16 protein-coding genes are annotated in these 24,710 nt (G+C 45.0%); 8 read left to right on the top strand and 8 right to left on the bottom strand.

Features of this window, described 5'->3' with window-relative positions; translation table 11 throughout:
• Window positions 1-66: 66 nt before the first annotated feature.
• The 6 genes from FLAVO9R_RS18780 to FLAVO9R_RS18805 all read right to left on the bottom strand — a co-directional run bounded on the left by FLAVO9R_RS18780 (window position 67) and on the right by FLAVO9R_RS18805 (window position 5,892).
• Window positions 67-420, bottom strand: a complete 354-nt coding sequence (locus tag FLAVO9R_RS18780) for a hypothetical protein (protein ID WP_159533797.1) — start codon at window positions 418-420, stop codon at window positions 67-69.
• 3 nt (window positions 421-423) lie between these two features.
• On the bottom strand, window positions 424-1,803 hold the full coding sequence (locus tag FLAVO9R_RS18785) for a sulfite oxidase (RefSeq protein ID WP_159533799.1): 1,380 nt from the start codon (window positions 1,801-1,803) through the stop codon (window positions 424-426).
• Window positions 1,804-1,866: 63 nt separating this feature from the next.
• Complete coding sequence (locus FLAVO9R_RS18790) at window positions 1,867-2,868, bottom strand: YeiH family protein (protein WP_159533801.1); 1,002 nt, start codon at window positions 2,866-2,868, stop codon at window positions 1,867-1,869.
• 5 nt (window positions 2,869-2,873) lie between these two features.
• Window positions 2,874-3,866, bottom strand: coding sequence for a TauD/TfdA family dioxygenase (locus FLAVO9R_RS18795; RefSeq protein WP_159533803.1), 993 nt, complete (start codon window positions 3,864-3,866; stop codon window positions 2,874-2,876).
• A 9-nt stretch (window positions 3,867-3,875) separates the two neighbouring features.
• Window positions 3,876-4,838, bottom strand: coding sequence for an aldo/keto reductase (locus tag FLAVO9R_RS18800; RefSeq protein WP_159533804.1), 963 nt, complete (start codon window positions 4,836-4,838; stop codon window positions 3,876-3,878).
• A 304-nt stretch (window positions 4,839-5,142) separates the two neighbouring features.
• Window positions 5,143-5,892 (bottom strand): GntR family transcriptional regulator, encoded by a 750-nt coding sequence (locus FLAVO9R_RS18805; protein WP_159533806.1) that lies wholly within the window; start codon window positions 5,890-5,892, stop codon window positions 5,143-5,145.
• Window positions 5,893-5,993: 101 nt separating this feature from the next.
• On the opposite strand from FLAVO9R_RS18805, the gene FLAVO9R_RS18810 reads away from it, so the two are divergent.
• The 3 genes from FLAVO9R_RS18810 to FLAVO9R_RS18820 all read left to right on the top strand — a co-directional run bounded on the left by FLAVO9R_RS18810 (window position 5,994) and on the right by FLAVO9R_RS18820 (window position 10,761).
• Window positions 5,994-6,755, top strand: coding sequence for a sulfite exporter TauE/SafE family protein (locus FLAVO9R_RS18810; protein ID WP_159533808.1), 762 nt, complete (start codon window positions 5,994-5,996; stop codon window positions 6,753-6,755).
• A gap of 162 nt (window positions 6,756-6,917) precedes the next feature.
• Window positions 6,918-9,020, top strand: a complete 2,103-nt coding sequence (locus FLAVO9R_RS18815; RefSeq protein ID WP_159533810.1) for a glycoside hydrolase family 31 protein — start codon at window positions 6,918-6,920, stop codon at window positions 9,018-9,020.
• A 16-nt stretch (window positions 9,021-9,036) separates the two neighbouring features.
• A complete protein-coding gene (locus tag FLAVO9R_RS18820; protein WP_159533812.1) occupies window positions 9,037-10,761 on the top strand; it encodes a solute:sodium symporter family transporter in 1,725 nt (574 codons plus the stop codon).
• Between the two features lie 25 nt (window positions 10,762-10,786).
• On the opposite strand, the gene FLAVO9R_RS18825 is transcribed toward FLAVO9R_RS18820, so the two are convergent.
• Window positions 10,787-11,731: a cation diffusion facilitator family transporter gene (locus FLAVO9R_RS18825; RefSeq protein WP_159533814.1), complete on the bottom strand. Its 945-nt coding sequence runs from the start codon at window positions 11,729-11,731 to the stop codon at window positions 10,787-10,789.
• Window positions 11,732-12,197: 466 nt separating this feature from the next.
• Between FLAVO9R_RS18825 and FLAVO9R_RS18830 the strand changes: the two genes are divergently transcribed.
• The 5 genes from FLAVO9R_RS18830 to FLAVO9R_RS18850 all read left to right on the top strand — a co-directional run bounded on the left by FLAVO9R_RS18830 (window position 12,198) and on the right by FLAVO9R_RS18850 (window position 23,029).
• Window positions 12,198-12,707: a hypothetical protein gene (locus FLAVO9R_RS18830; RefSeq protein ID WP_159533816.1), complete on the top strand. Its 510-nt coding sequence runs from the start codon at window positions 12,198-12,200 to the stop codon at window positions 12,705-12,707.
• A 63-nt stretch (window positions 12,708-12,770) separates the two neighbouring features.
• Entirely contained in the window at window positions 12,771-13,547 is a 777-nt protein-coding gene (locus tag FLAVO9R_RS18835) for a fimbrial biogenesis chaperone (protein ID WP_159533818.1), read from the top strand.
• A 104-nt stretch (window positions 13,548-13,651) separates the two neighbouring features.
• Entirely contained in the window at window positions 13,652-16,798 is a 3,147-nt protein-coding gene (locus tag FLAVO9R_RS18840) for a carboxypeptidase-like regulatory domain-containing protein (protein WP_159533820.1), read from the top strand.
• A 510-nt stretch (window positions 16,799-17,308) separates the two neighbouring features.
• Window positions 17,309-19,981, top strand: coding sequence for a glycoside hydrolase family 16 protein (locus FLAVO9R_RS18845; RefSeq protein ID WP_159533822.1), 2,673 nt, complete (start codon window positions 17,309-17,311; stop codon window positions 19,979-19,981).
• 66 nt (window positions 19,982-20,047) lie between these two features.
• On the top strand, window positions 20,048-23,029 hold the full coding sequence (locus FLAVO9R_RS18850; protein WP_159533824.1) for a TonB-dependent receptor: 2,982 nt from the start codon (window positions 20,048-20,050) through the stop codon (window positions 23,027-23,029).
• 149 nt (window positions 23,030-23,178) lie between these two features.
• Here the strand turns inward: FLAVO9R_RS18850 and FLAVO9R_RS18855 are convergent, their stop codons facing one another.
• Window positions 23,179-24,498, bottom strand: a complete 1,320-nt coding sequence (locus tag FLAVO9R_RS18855) for an alpha/beta hydrolase family protein (RefSeq protein WP_201299317.1) — start codon at window positions 24,496-24,498, stop codon at window positions 23,179-23,181.
• Window positions 24,499-24,710 lie beyond the last annotated feature (212 nt).

Consider the following 24,710-nt stretch of genomic DNA (forward strand, 5'->3'; position numbering starts at 1 on the left):
CGGGAGCCTAGGCTCCCGTTTTTTATGTTTGTCATCTAGGTGTTTTAGCTTTTAATTGCGATAAAACTAGTCAGATTCTTTCGGCATTAAATGGGCCGGAATGGGTGCACGGCGACTCTGTGTTTTAGGTCCATACCACGTAGTTAGATAATCTAAAATGACAGGTTCAGCATCACCTAAGGGCCATAGCTTTTGCGTGCTTTGCATCCAGCGTATCGTCTCAAGCCAGCGTTCACGGCTCATTTGATTTTGCGAAATAAGCTTAGCGGAATGACACGCCGTACAATGTGCAGCCACCATGTTATGCCCCGTGGCGTCAATAAGTCCTGTAGCGGGATTGAGCTTATGTTCGTTAGCTCGCGTTGCTAGTGATGTTGTACATAACACCGATAGCATTAGCGCGCTTGTCAGCCTGTTCATTGGCTACACCACCTTCACTGCAACGCGATGACACGCATTGTTTAGGTAGCCTTTGGGGTTCCAACCAGGCAGTACCATTGGCTGAGACCGGCCGTTGGCATCTTCTGCTCGCGCCCAAATTTCGTAATACCCGGCTTGTTTAAAACTTATATCGGCGTTGAAATGTTGCCACGCGTGGCGATTAACGGGTTTCGACAACGCGCTTTGCTGCCAGGTTTGTCCAAAATCAATTGAAGTAAAAACCTTGGCTATCTCGGCTTCGCCGCTCCATGCATGCCCACGCACTGCCAATGCTTTACCTTTGCTGTGCTCGGCACCTGACTTAGGATGGGTAATTAAGGATTTCACCGGCATAGCTTCAATAATGCACATTTCGTCTTCTGGTACGCTAGTCCCCGGGGCAACGGGCTTGCACGGCACGCGATATGCATTGCCACCCATTTTGGCACCATCGTGAACCCTGTCTCTAATAACAATTTTAGACAGCCACTTACCCGATGTGGAAGCAGGCCATCCGCCAAACATTAACCGCATAGGGAAGCCGTTCATAAGCGGTAGCGGTTCGCCATTCATTTCAAAAGCAATTAACGATTCATCTTCTAGCGCTTTGCTAATAGGTACGCCACGAGAGATCGCTGCTTTGCCCGGCGTTCGACTCAAATGTAAGTCTTCACCGTAGTAACCAATGTAGACAGCATCATCTTTGATACCTACTGCGTTAAGTACGTCTTTTAAACGTACTCCCGTCCATGACGGGCAGCCTACCGCGCCGGTAGTCCATTGATTTCCGCTGGCCGCAGGCGAAAATTCAGCTCTACCATTACCACCGCACTCAAGCGTTAATTGACAGGTGTAGTGTTTAAAATTGGCTTTAAGCTCACTTAACGTAAAAGTGCGTGATGTTGCTGCCGACTCCCCTTCAATAGTGAGTGTCCACGCATTTTCATCAAAATCTTTAGGCGTTATTTCAGGTACAATCCCGTTGTTTCGCACAAATAATTTCGACGCTGGCGTAATCTTATCGTCAAGTAAATGCGCGGGTGTTTCGGCGTTAATCGGTCTGTCGTTTAGCACCACTAACCCATCTTTGCCTTCAATGCTAAAAGGAGTTTCTGTTTGTGCTAATGCAGCGGGAATAAGCCCTGCTGGCATAAACCGGCCATAAACAATTTCTGCGCCTAGTAACAATGAGAGGGTTTTAAATCCTGATAGAAAACCACGGCGTGTAAGGCCATCGGTTTTACGCCCAAATACCTGTTCGTCGGCGGCGATAGGATTTTCGGCGTAAAGGGCATGTATACCGGTTTTGTTTACTGAAGGCTGTTGGTCTGATGATTCAGAATGCGTGCTCACACCCTGCTTAGATTTGTTTGAGATAGGCACGCATTGCCTCCTTTACGAGTGCATTTTTGACGAAAAACTAACTTAAAAAAGCTAACTCAAGAACTAGTTCAAAAACAGATAACCTAAAATAAGTAAAGCTATCCACAGGGTTTCCGTCACGATAAGTACTATAGGTAACATGCCCACTTCAGCCAGCTTACCTAAGTTTGATTTCATACCAATGGCAGTGATTGATACCACAAGGAAAAATCGTGATATCTGTGAACCTGAATCGATAACCACTTCAGGTAGGGTAACAAAACTATTTAATAGCATAAGTGCCACAAATCCCACTAAGAACACGGGTAGCTTAGGCATCTCGCCATCTAAATCCTGCACGCTACTGTGCGCACGTTTTACTATCACCATCATGATCATAACAACGGGTAACAACATGGCAACGCGGACTAATTTAGTTAACGTAGCCATATCGCCCGCGTCTTCAGACACCGAATAACCGGCGCCTACTACTTGCGCCACATCGTGAATCGTGCCACCTAGAAAAATACCCGCTTCGGTATCGTTCATACCCAATTGCCCAGCGATAATAGGGTAAACAATCATGGCAATAGTAGACATGGCCGTTACGCCAATCACCGTAAGCAAGGTATCTCGCTCGTGGTTTTTCCCAGCAGGCAGAATAGTAGAAATCGCTAATGCCGCAGACGCACCGCAAATAGCTACCGAGCCACCGGTGAGTGCACCGAAGCGCTTTTGCATACCTACAGTTTTTGCCATTACCACACCCAACACTATGGTTGAGAAAATCGCAAAGGCTAGCATGGCTGCGGTTTGCCAGCCAAGAACGACTAAGTCGCCCAAAGCAATACGCAACCCCAGCAACACCACGCCTGCACGCAATAGCGTACTGGCAGTAAAATCAATGCCGCACTTGCACACCCCATCGGCCTGATACAAAAATGAGATTGCCATACCCAGTAGCAGCGCGAACAACATGGCGGGCGCGCCATAATGCTCACTTAAAAAAAGCGCTGCCATACCGGTTATTGTAGCAATACCAAAACCAGGCCAAATCGATTTACACTTTGCGGCAAACTCGGTCATAACAATTAACGCTCAGCGGCCACAAGTGCCACTAACACTTGGCGCTTTCTTTCACCAGAGAAGGGGCGGCGGCCATGCATAGCACGATAGTTATCAACCAAGGCAACATCCCCATCTTGCCATTCAAGGTCGAAAGTAAACTGCTGCGATAGTTCAGCAATTCGCTCTAACCCTTCTTTGGGAATAGCAGAGCCATCGCCAAAGGTGATGGCTGAAGATGGATTTTCACGCACACCTTTCCACCCCATGTAAGCCGCGATTAATTGGTTATAAAATGAATGTGAACCATCGCCTAAATCAATAACCGCGGGTAACACAGGAGTAACGGCGCGTAAGCTACTATCTTCCAACCATTCCCAGCTGTAGCCGAGCTCTTTTAGTTTGGCTTCGCCTTCTGCTGTACTTTCTACACTTAACGTGCTTTTCCAGCTGCGGCCTTGACCAGAATTAGCATCATCGGCAGCAGGCATGGTGGTAGTGTACTTCAAGCCTTTTTCAGCAAAATCGCTAGCAAGCGTTGGGTTTTCAGCCTTTAATGCTTCAAACAATTTATCTGAACGGCATAAGGGTGTCGCACCACCCTCGTCGGCTGCTGACTGGCAGTAAAAGAATACTTTGCTAGGTGAAATTGGCGTTTGTGCCATTTCGTGATGTAAGAAAATTTCTACATCTTTAGGCGCTTCGTTTGCAGTAAAAACCCGTTCTGTGAAATTAATGCGAACTGCATTAGATAGCGACTCTTTGTAGGTGAAGTTTGCATAACCAAAACCGGCTGAAAAAATATCAAAGGTTTCCGCAGAGTTTAAAGGAAACCCTCTAAACAACAACGCCCCCGATATGGCGAGTTGTGCTTCTAGCTCAGCCTGATTTTGTTGAATAAACATCACCGTTTCTTCAACGGTTTTACAGCCATCGTTATTCACCACAATTTGCGGGAAGACTTGACCGTTATAGCGGTGTTGGGTTCGCACATTGGCATATTCGATTGCGTTGCTCATAGTACTCTCCTAGTCGTAAATAGGGTGGAAACGATTAAAGGCTGCTTCACAGAAGTGCCCCGGATCGTTAAAACGTCGATTCATGTTAAGCGCACAAATAGCCTGCATTTCTTCGTCGGTAAGTTCAAAATCAAACAACGCTAAGTTCTCACGCATTCTTTCAGGCTTCGACGTTTTAGGGATAATGGCATTGCCACGTTGTACGCCCCAGCGAAGTACCACTTGTGCAGGTGTTCTTCCATGAGCCGTAGCTGCTTTTTTCACGACGTCTTGCTCTAGTACCGACTCCGTTTTATCCGCCATTTCTAGCTCAAGATAAGACAGTGCACCAAGTGGCGAGAACGCAGTAACGTTCATGTCGTAGTCTTTCGCTAAACGAATCAATCGTTCTTGTGTTAGGTAAGGGTGTGACTCAATTTGCAACATGGCAGGCTTGATACGGGCATAGCTCATTAGGTCGTGAAGTAGCCCAGTATTGTAATTACACACACCAATACGACTTACTTTCTTGCTATCTACCAAACCTTCCATGGCTTCCCATGTTTTATAAAGTGGAACAGGCGCCAACTCCATTGTTGGGTTGTCTTGCGTGGTATCGTAAAACCACTCAGGTGGATAGCGGGTTTCTATCGGCACAAATTTTTGCGCTATAGGGAAATGAATCAGATACAAATCGAGATAGTCGAGTTGTAAATCGCTCAATGTTTTTTCAAGTGCTAGCGGCACATGCTCTGGCGCGTGAAAGGTATTCCACAGTTTAGACGTGATCCAAAGCTCTTCACGGGTACAAAGGCCATCGTTAATAGCACGCTGAATACCTTCGCCCACTTCTTTCTCGTTGCCATAATCAGAAGCGCAGTCTAAGTGACGATAGCCCGCTTTAATCGCTTCGTACGCAGTATCAGCACAGATAGCCGTATCGACTTTCCAGAAGCCAAACCCGACTTCAGGGATTTTTTCCAACGCGTTCATATCTTTAATCCTGTTTAATAAAAAAGACTTTAGTCTTGTATAAGACATAAGTTATTATAGGAGGAATGCCATGTCAACAAAGTGTTAACAAAATTAATGAGGCACTTACTTTTTGATACTCTCGACGTTATCTTTTTGCTTATTGCGAAGTGACGTTATCGAATAACGATGTACCCAAGCCCTAGCGTTAAAGGGCTAGTATTAAAGAGTAGAGCTTTGGCGGGAACAGCGTTAACAAGAGCATAGCGATTTCACACTGCCATGCGTTAAGCGAGTATAGGGGTGGCTAGGCCTGCGGCCTGCTTTAATCAAGTTCTACTTGGTAATGATAATGATCGCTTCTACATTTGCTTTCACGATATTCAATCAGTTTGCCGTCTATAGATTCTGTCACCCGTGTTACCAGTAACAGCGGCTCGCCGGCCTTTATTTGTAGAAGCTTGGCATCGTTATCTGACGCGAGTACTGCTTTAATACCGTCTCGGGTTTTAAACACGGTTTGATTAAAATCGGTTTGATAGAAATGGTACAAAGTATGAGGAATATCTTTGCGTTCGTGCATGCCGGCAAAATATTTAGCAGGTAGGAAAATCGTTTCCAACATACAAAATTCGTTATCTAAAATGCGTCGACGTTCAAGTTTTGTCACTCGCTCTTTGCCCGATAGCTTTAACGCGGCTTGTACGCTTTTATCTGGGGATATTAATTCCATGCCAAGCAACTCGGCTTTAGGTAGGTCTGCACCCTTGCCATCAGCTTGCAGCGGGAAAAATCGAAACAGGGCATCTTGTGCAGTATGCTCGGAAACGAAAGTACCTACACCTTGACGGCGTGTTACAATTTTAGTGTCGGTAAGCAAGGTTAACGCTTTACGAACCGTGCCTTGGCTAACATTAAATTCATCAGCCAGTCGAAACTCGCTTGGCAACATTTCACCAGGCTGCCACCGACGTTCCACAATGAGCTGCTTGATATACTCGGCAACTTGCTGATAGAGCGGTTGGAACGCAAGACTGGGACCACTTAATTTGTGGTCGAACTGAGATGAAGACATGAAACCCTAACCTAATGCTTAATTTTTGTTGTTATATCATACACAAGAGTTATAGCGCATTTTTGATGTAAATCACATACAACTACAGGTGTAGATGCAAAATGTTACTTGAAACCCTAGTACCTATGTTCATTCTATTGGGCTTTGCTACTGTACTGCAAACCTTAAGCGGGTTTGGCTTTGGGTTGATGGTGGTATCTAGTTTCACCTTGTTTAATTTACTTCCCCTTACGGCGACCACTTTTTTAATTAGCGTTTTAGGGTTAGTTAATTCAACCAGTATTGTCTTGAAGAATGTTCACCTTATCCACCGCAAAGCCTTCACGCTTGTGTTGATTGGCGGCATACCTTTTATCGCAGTAGGCTATGCTCTGCTTGAATATCTGTCCGCTGGATTGTCGGTTTGGTTAAATATTCTGCTTGGGCTGGCAATATTAACCTGCTGTTTGCTACTTATTGTGAAAAGAAGCCAATCTGCCGCCTCAGGCAAAGGCTGGGGATTTTTGGTGTCTGGTGCATTGGGCGGCATATTAGGTGGGCTGTTTTCTACTTTTGGTCCACCCGTTGTATTTCAGTGTTATCGCCAAAATTGGTCTGTGCACGAAGTGCGATACACCCTGCTTGCAATCTTCAGTGTTACCGCGCTTATCCGTTTAGCCATGGTGCCGTTTGGTACACTGCCCGATCATACTACGGTTATATCTACCCTCTTTGCTATCCCCTTGATATTGGTATTTACACGCCTTGGTAGGCTGCTAGCTGCGCGGATTGAGCCTAGCGTGGTAAGATTACTGGCCATTAGTACATTAGCGCTTAGTGGGCTAACCTTGATTCTTCAAAACGTGCCCCACGTATTCAGCTAAGTACTGGTTGGGAAGCCGCTACTGATAGTAATAACGCCATTCACCGCTTCTCATATCACGCCCACTTGTAATAATTTGCACTGAAAACTGTAATTGCTCGTTGACAGCCAAGTTACATTTCATTAACTTATGTCTTATATAAGACATTAAGAGTGAAGTGATATGAGCAATGCATTTTCGGTAACCGAACCTGACTGGAACAGCATAAAAGCGGCGGATATTACCGCTAGCCCTTATCTAGTAGACGATCACCACCTAGCGGTGCCTACCCAATATGGTAGTTTACTATTTTCTATCAGCCAATTCGGCTTACGTATTCAGTCGTGCGGTGAAAATGCGACCCTAGTTGATGGCTTTGACTATGGCATGCTGGTTGCCACACCGGATGCTCAGCAACTCGTGTTTTCTGGAGACGATAAGCACTGCACCATTAATGCCGGTGAATATCGTTTAGCGCTTTTTTCTGCTCCGCTTCATTTCAAACTTTATCGAAACGATAAGGTAGTACAAGAATCGGCTACCGACGGTCACTTTGTTCGCCAACATCGCCTACCGCCTTTCGCGAAAACCGATGCGGGCTGGATGGTTTGCTTAGAACTTGGCGACGATGAATCCATATACGGCTTAGGTGAAAAATGGGGCAAGCTAGATAAACGCGGCCAGTTGGTTCGTTCATATAATCATGATGCACTTGGCGTAAACACTGAAAAGTCTTATAAAAATACCCCTTACGCATGGAGCTCTGAAGGCTGGAACCTTTTTGTTCACACGCCAACGCCTGTGACTCATGGTGTGGGCTATGCGCCATGGTCGCAGCGCGCGTACGTTTGCGTGGTCGAAGACACCTTGCTAGATATGTTCTTGTATCATTGTGATAGCCCAGCGCAAAGTATTCATACTTACAGCAGCCTCACAGGGTTCGCCCCTGTTCCACCAAAGTGGAGCCTAGGGGTTATTCTTTCTAAGGCCTACTACAAAGATTCAGAAGAGCTATTAGCCGTGGCCCGCGAAGTGCGTGAAAAGAACATGCCTTGCGATGTCATTACCCTAGATGGCCGCGCGTGGCAAGATACCGATACGCGTTTTGCATTTGAATGGGACCCAACTCGCTATGCCGATCCTAAGCCGGTTGTTGATGAACTAAAAGCAATGGACTTTAAGATTTGCGTATGGGAATACCCCATGATTTCAGTGAAAAACCCACTGTATGCAAAGGCCGCAGAAAAAGGCTGGTTAATTAAAGACAAACGCACAGGTGAAGCTTATCGCTACGAATGGGATTTAAGCCCCTTCGGTGAAGTACTTACCCCACTACCCGATTCAGGTATTTTAGATTTTACCCACCCAGATGCGTACGAATTTTGGAAAGAATCACACAAGCCCTTGTTCGAATTGGGTGTTGATATGATTAAAGCCGACTTTGGTGAGCAGTTAGAAGATGACAACATGCTCTCTTACAGCGGCGATTCTGGCGACCGACTGCATAACGTATACAGCATGCTGTATAACCGCTGTGTTTACGAGGCGGCTGAGAAATACTGTAAAACCGGACCATTTTTGTTCAGTCGTTCAGCATGGACAGGCAGCCAGCGTTTTCCTGCCCAGTGGGGCGGCGATCCTCAAGCCGACTGGCATGGACTAGCCGCTAGTATTCGCGGTAGCTTATCGTGGGGCATGTCAGGTGGTCCCTTCTTTGCCACCGACATCGGCGGTTTCTATAAAGATACTCGTGACGCTGAATTATACGTTCGTTGGGCACAGGCATCTGTATTCTCTGCCCATATGCGCCTGCATGGTATTGGCCCTCGCGAACCTTGGTCATATGGCGAAGCAGCGTCTGATGCTGTTTTTAGTGCGTTAAAACTTCGTTATCGCTTACTGCCCTATTTAGAAAAAGCCACACAACAAGCCAGTGAAACCGGCTTGCCTGTACAGCGTTCTATGGCGCTTGCGTTCCCTAACGACCCACTTGCCCGTCAGTTTGAACAACAATTCATGTGCGGTGAAAGTTTGTTAGTGGTGCCTTGTATTGTGCCTGGTGGAAAAGTGAAGTTCTATTTACCAGAAGGTGATTGGGTTCGTTTTAATGCCGATAGCACTTCACCAATAGACGAAGACACCTACCAAGGCGGCAAGTACTACGAGCAAATTTTAAGTTTAAATGAGCTAGCGGTATTTGTTCGCAAAGGTGAACAAGTGATTCTAGGCCCTGAGGTAGAGCATACCGAAATGGATATGTCTGCTACCACTATGTGGCCGCAGTAGTCGTCGGAGTATTAGCATGAATGTGACGCTTACCTTACTGACCTGTATGGCCTTTATGGCCGTGGTCGCCATTATTTCGTACATAAAAACGAAAGGCGAAGTGAATACACAAGACGGCTATTTTTTAGCCGGTAGGGGGTTAACCGGCACCTTCATTGCAGGCTCGATGATCCTGACCAACCTGTCGGCAGAGCAGCTTATTGGGCTTAACGGCTCTGCTTTCGGGTACAATTTAAGCGCGATGGCATGGGAGGTTACCGCAGGTATATCCACCATTATTATGGCGCTGATATTCTTGCCCCGATACTTAGCGGGCGCTTTCTCCACCCTACCTGAATTTTTACGTGACCGTTTTGACGATAACGTAAGAAGAATGACCGTGGTGTTATTTATGGTGGGTTACACCTTAATTACTATTCCTTCTGTGCTCTATTCAGGCTCTATTGCCGTTCTTCGGTTGTTTGATGTGCCTGGGTTATTGAATTTAAGTTATGAAGCCAGTCTTATTGTCACCATTATAATGGTAGGCAGTATCGGTGCCTTGTACGCCATATTTGGTGGCTTAAAAGCGGTGGCAGTGTCAGATACCATTAACGGTGTAGGCCTTCTTATTGTTGGGTTATTGGTGCCAATTTTAGGCTTAATTGCATTGGGTGATGGCAGCTTCGCGGCCGGCCTAACCACTATTGCGACAACCGAAACTGAAAAGCTTAACGCCATAGGCGGGGCGGATGATCCCGTGCCCTTTGGGACAATTTTTACCGGTATGATATTGGCGAATCTGTTTTACTGGGGTACCAACCAATATGTGATTCAACGCACACTTGGTGCTAAGAACTTAATTGAAGGGCAAAAGGGCGTGTTGTTTTCCGGCTACTTTAAAGTTCTCGTACCCTTTATGATGATGTTACCTGGGGTGATTGCTTATCACTTGTACCAAAACGAAAATCTTCAAACCATCGACCTCGCTTACCCTCACTTAGTGAAAGAAGTACTACCACAATACTTGTCTGGTTTTTTCTTAGCCGTGTTGTTAGGTGCCGTATTTAGTTCATTTAACTCACTATTAAATAGTGCCGCCACACTGTTTTGTCTAGACGTGTATAAGCCGTTTAAGAAAGATAACGTCACTGATTCTCAGCTTATCCGCGTAGCCAAAATTACCAGCTTAGTGATTGCGGTGATGTCTTTCGTTACTGCGCCTTTACTAATGCTGGCACCAGAAGGGTTATGGCAGATTATTCGTATCTTCACAGGCTTTTATAATATTCCGGTTATTACTATCGTATTAGTCGGTTTATTTACCAAAAACGTGCCCGCTCTTGCGGCAAAAGTCGCTATTATTTTTCATGTTATTGCTTACGGGTTACTGAAGTTTGTATGGCAAGTTGAGATTAATTTCATCCATATCTATGCCATTTTGTTTGCTATCGAGCTAGGTATTATGTTGGCAATTGGCCATTTCTACCCTATGGCAAAACCATGGCGTTTTGTGCCTAAAGCGGAAGTGGATATGACACCGTGGCGCTACGCTATACCTTGCGCAATCGTACTGGTTGGCTTAATTGTAACTTTGTACATGATGTTCTCACCTGTGGGTTTTGTGGGCGGTATCAGTAACGCCTTTATCCCTTCATTGATTGGTCTTTGGAGCACATGCTTCGTAGCCATCGGTATAAGCCTTAAATGGTGGCGTACCAGATATGAATTAGGGTTAAAGCGCTTAGCGCATCAATCATAAAATCAGGCGGCCTTGGCCGCCTTTTTTATTTAAGATGAACATGTTCATGATGGTGTGGATGAACGTGCAAATTGTCAGTGTCATCGCGACAAGGCTCACCAGGCAATTCAAATTCAATGGTGGTATGTGCCAAATTAAACGGGGCTAATCGATGTGACACCTCTTGCTTTAGAGACAGAATTTTTGGGTTATCGATACTGCAATTAATCACCACATGCGCCGTTAGCACATGCTGCTCGCCATCAAGAGACCAAAAGTGAACATGATGCAATTCTTCAACATGTTCTATGCTTAGCAATACGTCAGAAATAGCCTGCTTTTGGTTATCATCTGGCGACCCCTGCAAAAACAACTTCATGGTTTGCACCACATATCTCAGCACGTTGAATAAGATAAATAGGGTAAATAGAATAGATAGGATTGGGTCGAGAATAGGCCATTCTACAAAATGTAAAACGATAGCCACAACAAGTACAGCCACCCACCCCATAGTGTCTTCGATAAGGTGCCAATTAAGCACCTTCTCATTCATTGAATGGCCTCCACTTAGTTTATAGGCAGCAAATCCATTTACGACAATGCCCATTATCGCTAGGCCAATCATACCCTCTGTCATCGGCATTTCTGGGTTTGCTAGGCGAGGGATAGCCTCAGATAATATCCACACCGAACCTGCGACAAGAATGAGTCCATTAATCATGGCGCCCAGTAGGCTCAATCGCTTGAACCCATAAGAATATTTGTCGGTGGCCGCTTTATGACCAAGCTTACTTAAGTACCACGCAAGGCCAATAGATAGAGTATCGCCCAAATCGTGAACCGCATCAGCCATAATAGCGACACTATTGGTAAGCCAACCGCCGATAAATTCAATAATGGTAAAGCAGAAGTTTAACCAGAATGCCCAACCTATGCGGCCACTGTCGGTTTCTGCGTGACTATGTTCATGATCGTGAGAATGATGGTGCATGATCTGTCGCTCCTTAAATAGCATGCCCACTTCATACTGAAATTATAAACCGCTTCCTTGAAAACACGATGCTTGTAAAAAAACATGCGGTTCAAAATCAGTTCAATGGCGCAATAAAATGATAAAAACGCTCTTCTAGCCTACATAAAAAAATATTTCTTATAAAAAAAGTTGAAAATTTAAAAAATTATGCCTGTATACAAAAGTATAACTTTAAAAAGTGAATTAAAAAAAACTTAACTGTAATCAACACCTTGAATACTTGTTTTTTTTCTTCTCTAGAATAGTTATTAAATTCAATAAGTAAGCATAAGGTTTAACGTCTTTTAAAAGCGTAAATACTGTGGTTATATATTTTCGCTGTCAATTGAGTTCGAATAATAACTTCCAAGCAACTCACTGATTTTAGAACAATTGTAAAATAATTCGTTAGACAGCCCCGACTAAAGGTATGAGAGGAAATAAAATGAAAAAAAGAATAATGACAATAGCGCTACTTTCTACTATTTCTGCGTCAACATTAGCAGCAAGTGAAACATTTCAGGCGAATGTAGACGCAATGTCCGATGCCACTATTGCAGAGACGGCTACGCTTCACTTCGGTGCAATGCAACCGACTGTAGGTTCTGTGTGTACTATGGATAATGCGGGCACAGTATCAGGCGATTGCGATGTTTCTAATGCAAACATTGCTATTGGTCTAATTACCGTTTCAGGCTTAGCTTCAAATGTTCCTGTGAATGTAACAGTGACAGGTGCATCTGGCACCAATGTTACTTTTGAAGCTAACTACGATATCAACGCCGCTGCGGCAACACACGATAATATCGCAGATGGCACTTTGACTGCGGTTACTACAGACGCATCAGGTACTGATCTTACTATCGATGTATATGGTGATATGACGGTTGATTCGGCGTTAACGCCAGGTGACTCTTATACTGCAAACTACATAGTTGACGTTACGTTCCAGTAATCGTTTTGAGGCGAGCGAACTGCGTTCGCCTATTCTTTTCTATATTCGAAATCAAAAGTAAATATGATACTGATACGGCTGTTAACACCTATTCGCCTTTCTACTTTTCTTATTATCTCTGTTGCTCTATTTGTTTCCAATGTCGCTAATGCAGATGTTTCGCTATCTAAATTTCGCATTTATTTTGACTCAAAATCCCGTTCAGACTCTATCCAGATTCGTAACACAAGCTCAACGCAAATGTCTTACCGAGCAGAGCTATCTATTAATGCGATGACTGAAGAGGGATTAGTCTACGCCGTAACAGAAGACCCACTCACTGCATCATCCTTTATTAGGTACTCTCCAAAACGCGGCAATATTCTACCCGGAGAACGTCAAGCACTACGCTTCGCTTTGCGAAAGCCAGCTGGACTTGCAGATGGTGAGTACCGCGCTAACCTTCGCTTAATAACAGAAATAGCACCTAGTACGAACGGGAATGTAAACCTTGCCAGCAAACTTGCATACAACATTCCGATTATAGTGCGTCATGGACGCATTACTGCTGAGGCTTCAATGGTGAATCCATCCACCATTATTTATAACGGGAAACCACACGTACAAGTGTGGCTTAAACGTTCGGGCAACCGTTCGTTATTTGGAAACTTCATCATAGAAGATGCTAAAGGCGAAGAAATCGGTGTACTGAACAACGTAGCTGTGTATCGCCCTCTTGAACGTCGAAAAGTGCTAATTCCCCTGCAGAACGTAAAAAAAGGGCCTGTTGTTATTCGGTTTACTGAAATTGATAAATTCGGTGGTGATATAGCGCTATCTATTGATCACGTCATAAAATAGCAGCCCGCTAACGTGTCATGAGGATACTATCCTTCATCTTCTTGTGTCTTACGGTATTCGTCTCATGGGCGGAACCCTGCCCTCCCATTTCTTCCACGAGTCGGGTGGCATTAGACGAAGACCAGTTATTGATCAGTGTGTTACGCGTTAACGGCCGCCCCCTTTGGGACGGCTTTGACGTTTACCCTGTAGGTGAACGATACCTCGTTCCCGCATCACTGTTCGCCGACGCGCTTTCCCTAGATTGGGAAGTATCAATGGCTCAGGGGTCGATTCAGTCAGAGGGTAGTGAAGATTTCTGCAGCTTCAACCATACATTTAATCAAACCTTGCCCATTCTAAGTAATACAAGGCCTGATGCATTTCTTTGGGCAGCCGATGAATTCGATATTTATATCGATACACGCATGATTGCTGCATTATTGCAGATTGAACAAAAATTTAATTATACATTGCTTCAACTCAACCTCACTGGCCGTCTTCCCTTAAATTCATCTACAAACGCAAGCGCTGATAATCCGCCTCTACACTTTACGCCTAGCGTAGTACCTGCAAGTAAAGTTGTTGAAGATCAATATCAACTTTTCACTTCGCCACTGGTTACATACCGTTTATCTAAGCAGGATAGCGCGAGCAGCGATAATCGCTTTTCCGCCAATATAAATGCAGGATTCGATTTTTTATATCATTCAGCCAACCTTCGTGTAAGCAGAGTTGATGACACGAGTATTCATTACCTTCGGTTTGGCAAAACCTTAAACGAAAACTACCAAAACACTGACAACGCCTTAAATAGTTTTGCCTATGAATTTGGCGATATACAGCTGCAAAGGGATGAACTTGTTACACGCTCTGGACAGTCACTCGGCTTGATTGTACACAATGGCGACACGCGGCAACGGCGCAGTTTTTCAAGCACTAGCATTGAAGAGTTCGTATTACCTGGCTGGCGAATACAGCTCTTCAGAAATGGGCAATTTATCGATGAGCAATTCAGTAACGAGGAGAATAAGGTACTTTTCGAAGATATTGAAACGTTCTACGGGGCAAACTTATTTGAGTTAAAGTTATATGGACCTGAAGGCCAGCAAGAGGTTCGAACTAAAACCGTCAATGTTGGTAATAACCAGCTAAGGCAGGGAAAATTCGACTTCTTATTTGGGCTTACCGACAATCAATTTCGCTTACTTGATGGTCAAGTATCTACAACAGGGGTAGGAAAAGCCACTGTCGCAAGGCTCGGCTACGGTCTTACCGATAGCGCTACCTTATCTGCTAGCGTTCAACGCCTTTGGCTGGAAGATGGAATTGCCTCGTATGTCACTGCGGGTATTAACACCCAGCTTTTCGGATCGGCGCTTAAATTTGAGGTATCAGATCAGAATACTGGTGGTTACGGTATGTTTTTAGGCTGGAACGGCAGGTTCAGCAATAGCCTCAATTTGAACTTTTCTACTCGCTACTTCAACAATTTTTATAGTGATGCATACTCACAAGATGATGATATTAAGTATATTTCCTCGTTGCGCTTGAACGGCAAAACTGAGTGGCTTGGACGTTTTGGTTGGAACACCAGTATGACCCACCGAGCCTATGAATTCGATGATCCCCAAAGTGCGCTAAACGTAAATTTAAATGACAACTTTCTGGGGGGCACATTTGCTTCAGGGTTCAGCGTGTCTAACAACAGTAGTGCTGCGGTCACTGGTCGATTGTATTACGCCAAAGACGTTAATGGATGGAATCTTTCCAGTGCTTGGAACTTTATTCCCTCTGATCGCTTTTCAACTGACAACTTCTATGTGTCGATGCGATGGCCGCAAACACTCTCCCAATATCGCGAAACTCGCTTACGTTATAGAGGCGATACTGACAATGCTTTGGAAATTAGACACCAACACAACTGGCGTTTTGAGTCGTTGAATATTGGGTTGGCAGCCAGCGTAATGGAGGGCGGAGATTGGTCAGTAAACCTTTCTTTAACGGGCAATACCAATGTTAACCCGTATACGCAAAGTTTGAATTTTGAACGTTCAGCGGGTGCCACTGCTGGGCGTATAGATGCGTTTGCCTACTTAGACGAGAATCGAAATTTACGCCAAGACACCAATGAAGCTCCCATAGAAGGAGTCATGTTTGCCGGAAGTTCACTGTGGCGTGATAAAAGTACCGACGCCAATGGAATGGTCAGGCTCAATACTGGGGCTAGAACACAAAATCTCATCTTAAAATCTGATTCGCTGCCTGACCCATATATGTTGCCAGCCGCTGGAAAAGTTCAAGTATTAACCCACCCAGGCGGAGTTAATACAGCACAATTCCCAGTACATACCTTTAATGATGTTGAAGGAACCATTTACGTAGTAGGTGATTCTTCTAGCCGTGGTGCGGCTTATGTTGATATAGCGATTATCGACAATACCGAACAAATAGTCGTTAAAACGCGAACGGAGAGCGATGGCTATTTTTATGTTAACGCTATCCCCCCTGGTGATTATCACATTGAAATAGATAATGATTATCTCATTCAGCAAGGTTTAACTATTCAATCAGATGCCCTTTCATTTACAGCACCTGCAAAAGGTGATTCCGTTTTCGTAGATGATATTTTGCTTGCGCGAGAAACGGCATTACCGAACGAAAACCTTGCAAACCATTCTGCAACCGTTCAGCCGGTTTCGAGCCCCGACACCACCGGCAAATATGAAATTCAAATTGGTATATTCAGGCATTCTCGTTCTATTTTTGAAGTGATGAAACATTTGCCCATCGCACCTGAGTCAATCCAATTTCATCGCAATCATAGTGCGGGATTAACCTATGTGACAGTTGGAAGGTTTGACCTATTTAGCGAAGCAAAAATGATATTACAAAAACTCAATCAACACCCAACTTTTAGTCACGCTTTCATAAGTCCATCAGCACGATTCACAGGAGCGCATTGGCGATTAGAATTTATATTAGAGGATGTACAAGAACTTATTCAAAACTCACTTCATCGATTAGAATCGAGTTCCGCCGAACGCCTTTGTCAGCTTGCCGCTTATCAAGCACTTAGCTCAATTAATCCAACGATTTTTATCCAACATCCAGAACTGATGCTATTGCCTAATAACAATGCGTCTCCTTCGTTTTACCGCCTTGTCGCTCCCGCTGCTTCTACTTCAGTTTGTCATGACCATTATTACGATGCCGAATACCGTAGCGGCCCGTATTCGGTCACTCGAGAAAGCTTGCTAACAAAACAATAGAAGCTTTTGTCGAAGCCGCTTCCCTACACGTATTGCCCATTTTATTAGAAAGATAAGAACTCACCTCAACGCCTAACGTTTCATGAAATACCATAAACACTTTTACACGCTGGCATAGCTGTCTTTACATTTTAATTTGCAAGCGCAACATTCCTGAGAGTTTTGCACTAATAACGCCCCGGCGAATTAATTAACATTTTATTTTTATTCACCAGAATACAAGGTTAAATTTTTGTATTAAATGCAATAACCATGCATTGCGAAAAATAAAAATCTTAAGTTACATAAGGTTAATTACATAACCTGCGTACTTTTACTTGTATCAAGTAAACCAAATGTTAAAAATATCAAAGAGGGTTGTTGATCTTTCAATTAACGTGCATTAACCTTATGTAAGCGCTTTCAAAAAGAAAAATAACAACTTTAAATGGAAGCGCTTACAAAACATAACTCGACGTGGCCAACGCGGCGTTTTAGATAACCATTTACTTAGCATTAGGGCTGAAGATAATGACTAAAAATGTAACTCAACTTTCTCGGATTGCTGCCGCGTTAACGGTCACAGCTTTGGTTGGCTGTGGCGGTGGAGCAACCACTTCTACCGACATAGACGCCGTTGACACTAGCGCCCCTACCACAGGCTGGGAACTAGTGTGGAGCGACGAATTCGAAGACGCGACCATTGACGATAATAACTGGACACACGAAGTTAACTGCGATGGCGGTGGCAATAACGAGGCACAGTGCTATACCGACAGCGACGAAAACGCATTCGTTAGTGATGGCGCATTAAGCATTGTTGCATTACCTGCTGAAGACGGTGCACAAAAGCCTTATACCTCAGCCCGCTTAATTACTCGTTACAAAGCAGACTTTAAATATGGCCGCATTGAAATGCGCGCTAAAATGCCATCGGGTCAAGGCAGTTGGCCTGCATTTTGGATGATGCCTACCGACGAAGTGTATGGTGGCTGGCCGCGTTCCGGTGAAATCGATATTTTTGAAGCAGTTAACCTTAAAGCTGCCGATGCAGATGGCAACCCTGAAGCGCATATCTACGGCACCTTGCATTATGGGCAAGAATGGCCAAACAACGACAGCTCAGGCCAAGCCTATTCATTACCTGATGGCGCTAACCCAGCAGATGACTTTCATACCTACGCGATAGAATGGCAAGAAGGTGAAATTCGTTGGTATATGGACGACTACTTGTATGCCACTCAGCGTCGTTCTGAAGTACGTTACAACAGCAATGGCGACGCCACAGGCTTGTCACATCGTGGTTGGTACACCGAATACTTCGAGCAAGGTACTGGAGAACTAGTTACCCATTGGGATAACGCGCCATACGATCAAGAATTCTATCTTATTTTGAACCTAGCAGTAGGTGGAGAATGGCCTGAAGCGGTAAACGAAACGGGTATTGATGCCAGTGCGTTTGAAAATGGCCAGCGCTTTGAGATCGACTATGTTCGGGTTTACGAATGTGCCTCAAACCCAGATACGGGTGCAGGATGTGAAACCGTTCGTCCAGGCTACGACTCACTAGACGATGCGCTAGTGGAAGGCGCCGCCCCTATTCCTTCTCCACCTTCAACAGGCATTGCAGAAAACCTCACTATTTTTGAAGGTACCACCAACCCTAATTGGCCAGCATGGGATTGCTGCGGAGGTTCAACACCTGCGTTAGTAGAAGATAGTGCTGAAGGTCAGGTATATGAATTCAGCATTGGTGCAGAACCTACTGTCATGGGCTTTATTAGCCGCGAGCTATTTATTACCGACCCAGCAGGTCAAGCATCACCCTTCGATGCCTCGCCTATGGAAGAAAACGGTAGCGTAAAATTCGACCTGAAGGTGATGTCTGCCCCTAACGACACGACTGCTACTTGGTTGTTTAAGATTGAAAGTGGTGAAGGTACTACCGCCGTCGAGCTACCTTTAATGACTGGCTATGTCGGTCCTGCTGATACCGGTGGCGATACACCTGAGCAAGGCGTATGGGAGTCTTATGAATTTCCATTAAGCGCTTTAGCTGATGCCGGTTTAGACACCAGCGCTATTGATGTCATCATGATATTCCCAGCATGGGGTGCCGGTGAAGGTGCGGTATACCGTGTAAACAATGTTGAAATTTCGCAAGAGTCTGCGTATCCGGAATTAGTGATATTTGAAGATGAAATGAACCCTGACTGGCCGATGTGGGATTGCTGTGGTGGCTCAACCCCTACAGAAGAAATCGACAATGAAGAACATGGTTTAACGGCCGAGTTTCGTATTGGCGCAGAGCCTACTGTTATGGGCTTTATCACCCGTTCAGCGTCAGGCGGTGGCGACACGCCGTTTGATGCTTCTGCCTTAGCCGATGGCGGTTTACTGCAATTTGATATGCGCGTTGTCAACATGCCAAACGATGCGAGTGCCGGCTGGTTATTTAAAGTTGAATCTAGCGACGGTGCCACTGCGGTTGAGTTACCCATCTCTGATAGCGTTGAAGGACAAGCGCCAACTGCCGGTGAGTGGCAAACTAATACCTTTCCTATTGCTGACCTACAAGCGGCAGGCCTAGACCTAAGTGCCATAGATGTGATTATGGTATTTCCAGCCTGGGGCGCAGGTGAAGGCGCGGTATATCGCTTAGATAACGTGAAATTTTACCACCCAGATGGTGACACACCTGCTGCAACCGAATTAACTATATTCGCTGATACAGCGGCTGACCAATGGTCAATTTGGGATTGCTGTGGCGGTTCGACACCCACAGAAGAAGTGGATGATACCGACCACGGTACAGTAGCTGAATTCCGCATTGGTGCGACACCTACCGTAATGGGCTTTCTTGCCGACGACGATGTTTATTTTGATGCCTCTTCATTGCTTTCAACAGGCGTAGTCCGCTTCGAAATGAAGGTAAGCTCGGCGCCTAACGATGCATCAGCACCTTGGCTATTTAAGATTGAATCAGGCGATACCTCCACCGCGGTTGAGCTTGCTATTTCAGAGAGTCTAGAAGGCGCAGATCCAATTACTGGCGAATGGCAAACCTACACCTTCCCACTTCAAACCTTGTACGACGCTGGGTTAGACATCAGCGCTATCGATGTTGTGATGGTGTTCCCAGCGTGGGGCACCGGTGAAGGTGCGGTATACCGTATAGATAATGCTGAAATTGCAGCGCAATAACAAAGCTTCTGCCGTTTGCACACTCAAGCGGCAGCAATAAATTGATAAAGATTTAGTAGGTCAATTATGAAAAATACAACATTTAAAAAGACCCAGCTCGCCACATCAATGGCTTTGTTGATGGGTTCAACTTTGGCATTTTCTACTTCTGCGCAAGAAGTAGAAAGACCAGAAACGCAAACGTCAGAAGCTGCGGCCTCTGACAATAGCGTACCAAGTGAAGTTGAAGTTATTCAGGTTAGCGGTATTCGCGGCAGTATGATTCGTTCAATGGACGTAAAACGCAGCTCAAGCGGCGTTGTAGATGCCATTTCGGCAGAAGAGTTAGGTAAGTTTCCGGATACTAACCTTGCGGAATCGTTACAGCGCATTACCGGTGTGACTATCAGCCGTTCTAACGGTGAAGGTAGCCAAATTACCGTTCGTGGTTTTGGCCCAGAATTTAACTTGGTGACGCTTAACGGTCGTCAAATGCCAGGTACCGGCTTCACCCGTTCATTTAACTTAGAGAACTTGTCATCTGAAGGGGTGAGTACTCTTGAGCTACACAAGACAGCCCGTGCTGAAAACCCAAGTGGTGGGTTAGGTGCTACGGTAAATATCATTACCATGAAGCCTCTTTCTCGCCCTGGTCAACAAGCCTCGTTTTCGGCGAAGGGCATTTACGATACCTCGAATGTTGAAGGCGATGATGTAACACCAGAAATTGCTGGGGTTTACAGCAACACCTTCGCTGACGATATGTTTGGTTTTGGGGTGTCTTTTTCTCATCAAGAGCGTGATTTCCAACAACAGGCTGCCAGTGTTCAAGGCTGGGTGTTGCAAGAAAACGCAGATTTACCAGATTTAGATGCTGCTAACGTTATCGATAATCGCACCAATATCACTGACGCTGCATTTTTCCCAAAAGATATGAATTACAGCATTAATGATGTACAGCGCGAACGTTCAAATGGTCAGGTTACCTTTCAATTTCGCCCCGTAGATAATTTTACTGCCACTGTTGATTATACCGCTACCCGCGCCACGACTGGAACAAATACGGTTGGCTGGGGCATATGGAATAACTTTGGCTCTAACATAAATGCCTACGAACTCGATGCCAATGGTACCGCTGTTTATGCTGATATCAGTGGTGACGATGGCTCATATACTGCCAGCCGGGATACAACGCGGGTTGATGCTCGTTCGTTTGGCGTGAATTTAGATTGGGAAATGAATGACGACTGGTTTTTCACTCTTGATTACCATGATTCGTACAATGAAACAGACAATGGCTACGATGAAGGGTTAGGTAGTGCAGGCCAAGTTATTTTGGGATCTAATCAGCTTAGCTCTAAAGTATATGACTACCGAGAAGGCGAAATTCCACAAGTTTTTGTTAACTGGAATAACGGCACGAACGAAATTAACCCAGGTGAAATTGATTCTAACTTCAGCCAGTTCATCTATTCTCCAGGCCGCTCTGACATCGAGCAGCTTCAGTTAGACGGAACCTGGTTCAACTCAGCCTTTGATATTCCATTGGTAAAAATTGATTTTGGTTATGCACGAACTGAGCAAACCTTAACAGGATTTACCGCATGGAGTGGCTTGCGTGGCGGGCCGGGCTTCAGCCCTTCTTACACTGAAATATTCCCAGACGATATGTTCGTCAGAAACGACACCAGCGGCTTCCTAGACGCATTCTCTGGTGGCGGCGCTAGCATGAATCCTGGGTACTATTACACGTTTGACTTTGATGAAGCCGTTGCTCGTCAGCTAGCTTACCTTACCGCTGACGTGGTAGGTGAAAGTAACGCTTACTCGATTGACCCTTATTTCAGTGGCGATCCGTCAGTGAGTAATGTTGAAGAGACCACCGACTCTATTTATGTACAATCAGAGTGGGAATTCGAAGTCAGCGATTACTATGTTCAAGTAAACGCTGGCCTGCGCTATGAAGAAACGGAAGTACCTAGTGCCGCAGAAGTTCGCGTGCCAACTCAAGTTAACTGGGTAGCGGCATCAGAGTGGATAACACAATTTGAGGCTGACTTACAACTTCAAGACTTTACGGGTAAGTACGATATCTTACTGCCTATGCTAGATGTCAAAGTCGATGTCACCGACGATGTTGTTGCTCGTTTCTCTTGGGGCAAATCGATTACTCGTGCGCCTATCGGTGAACTACAAGGCGGCCGAGCTTTCAGTGGAAGCCCTAAAATTGGTTCTCGAACGGTTTCCGAAGGAAACACAAGTTTGCTGCCATATGAATCGACGAATATTGACCTTTCTTTTGAGTGGTATTACGACGAAGCGAGTTACGCCTCTGTCGGTTTATTCAAAAAGTCTGTTAAAAACTACATTGCTTACTCAGCACAAGAAGAAACCTTTGAAGGCTTAAACGACATTTACCAAGGCCCACGCTGGAACGAAGCTGTGTCTGCGTTAGAAGCAGCAGGCGTGCAAGCAACTGATAGCGCCATCTACGGATACTTTGTAGATAACGGTTATGCGGATGCTGATGGCGTAGTAACCCCTAACGCTGATGACCCTTTAATTACCTGGCGGGTAACCAAACCTCGTAACCTAAGCGATACCCGCTCGGTTGAGGGTGTCGAATTAGCCGTTCAACATACCTTCGGTGATACTGGGTTTGGCGTAGGTGCAAATGCGACTTTCGTTGACGGCGATGTTAAGTATGACCCTTACGATTTAAGCGCTGAGCAAAACCCACTTGCGGGTATTAGTGACTCAGCTAACTTCCAAGTGTTTTACGAAAAAGATGGCTTATCTGTGAAAGTGACTTACGCATGGCGTTCGGACTACCTCGTCGGTATGGGTCAAGATCAAGGGTCTGCTGATAATCCAGCGACACAGTTCGATACATACGGGCAGGTTGATGCCAGCGTGAACTACGATGTAAATGAAAACCTCACCGTGTTCCTTGAGGGTGTGAATATCAACGATGAAACTGAGCAAGGTTACGGGCGTTTTGAAGAGCAGTTCTTATTTGCTCGTCAATACGGGCCTCGCTACACCTTTGGTGCACGTTACTCATTCTAACATTGCAGGTTTAAAGCAGTATTTGGAAGCTATAATTAAAAGCACTAGCTAGAAAAACAAAGCGCCGTAGAGTTAACCTCTACGCCGCTTTTTTATAGTTAATTTTTCACATTCGCTACTTCAAAGCGCCGTATAAAACTTCGAAAGTACTATTGCCATGCAGGCAGTTGCTCTAATCTTAAGCCTTTTGCGGTGCGATGAGGGAAACCTTCCCAATAAGTATGCTCTGCCTTCGGATTGCCATCTTCATCAATAGCCCACACGCCGTCATTTGATACCGGTAATACGTCTAAATAAGCTTGCATGCGGCTTTCATTTTTAAGGTATTTACCTAACCACGCGGTAACAAAATGCTGTGCAATGTTGTTCATGCGTGCGTTATCCCATACCGCGTCGATATAATGTGAACTTACATCGAAACCTAATGCTTCATCAAATACGAAAGACTCTTCAGGGGCTGGCATTACTGCTCCCGCATTATGATTGGCGTTATCGTAGGTTAACAAAGTGCGGTCTACGTTTTTTGCCCCTTCCCAAATGGCTCTCACGCCGTTTTCATACCCTGACACATCATCTTGAGAACCTGCCACCAGCATCATAGGAATAGCCACACTGTCTAAATTAAACATACGGTAATTCATACCCCAAGGTGCAAAGCCAATAATCGTTTTTACACGAGAATCAACCTTTTCCCTAACACCGGTTTGATGACGAGCCAAGGTACCAAAGGGCGCACTCAGTTTACTATTTACCGCTTGCTCAGTAATGCCAGCCCCCGCATTTATTACTGCGCCGTATCCACCCATAGAGTAACCAATAATACCTGTGTGACTGGCATCGGCTAATTGGTATAAAAATGAACCTTCATCTTTCGACATGATTTCAATTTGCGATAGCACGAATAACTGATCGACAGAGCGATTTACTAACGTAGACGCAAAGGCAGCCTGAGTGCGATAGGTAGAGTCGGTGTGGTCAATCGATACGACTACATAACCTTTAGAGGCAATATTTTCCGCTAAATGTGACAATAAAAAACGGTTTCCAGGGTATCCATGCGACACCAAAACCAGTGGAAAAGCTTCTTTCGTTTCTAAAGGCGCAGCATCTCTTACTGCTTTACCATGAAGTTCAACCTGCTGTTTGCCATCGCGAATATAAGCATTCAAAACGGTATCGCCAGTACTGCCTGTCTGTGCTGGATACCAAACCTCTAGGGTTAAGGGGCGGTCATAAGTAGGAAAGGTGTCGGGTTCAGGCTGGGTTGCATCAAGAGCAAGAATATCAATCTGCTTAGGGTTAACCACCTCTAGTTTCCGCACACCAACAGTAAACTCGCCGTAGGCCGAAAGCGCTGGCGCATCAGAGCGTTGGGTATCAATTCTATTCTCTGCGTACCCACTTGTAGCGCTGCCTATGCACAACATAGTCCATAGACCTTTAAACAACATACTTTTACTCACACCCATACCTAACTTCCTTCCATCCATTTCGATATTTCTAGTTAAATCAATAATTATGCTCACATAACTGTGACACTTTAGGGATAGCATTAAAAGCCATTAACCGAATTACCTGTTAATTTTAGACTTGCCTACTTTCGCGACTCACCAGCCCCTAAACTTAACGGTCTAATGCAAGACAAACCAGCACCCTTATTGTTATAAACTTGTATTAATAA

This window comes from Alteromonas sp. 38 (assembly GCF_902506055.1).
GTDB lineage: Bacteria > Pseudomonadota > Gammaproteobacteria > Enterobacterales > Alteromonadaceae > Alteromonas > Alteromonas lipotrueae.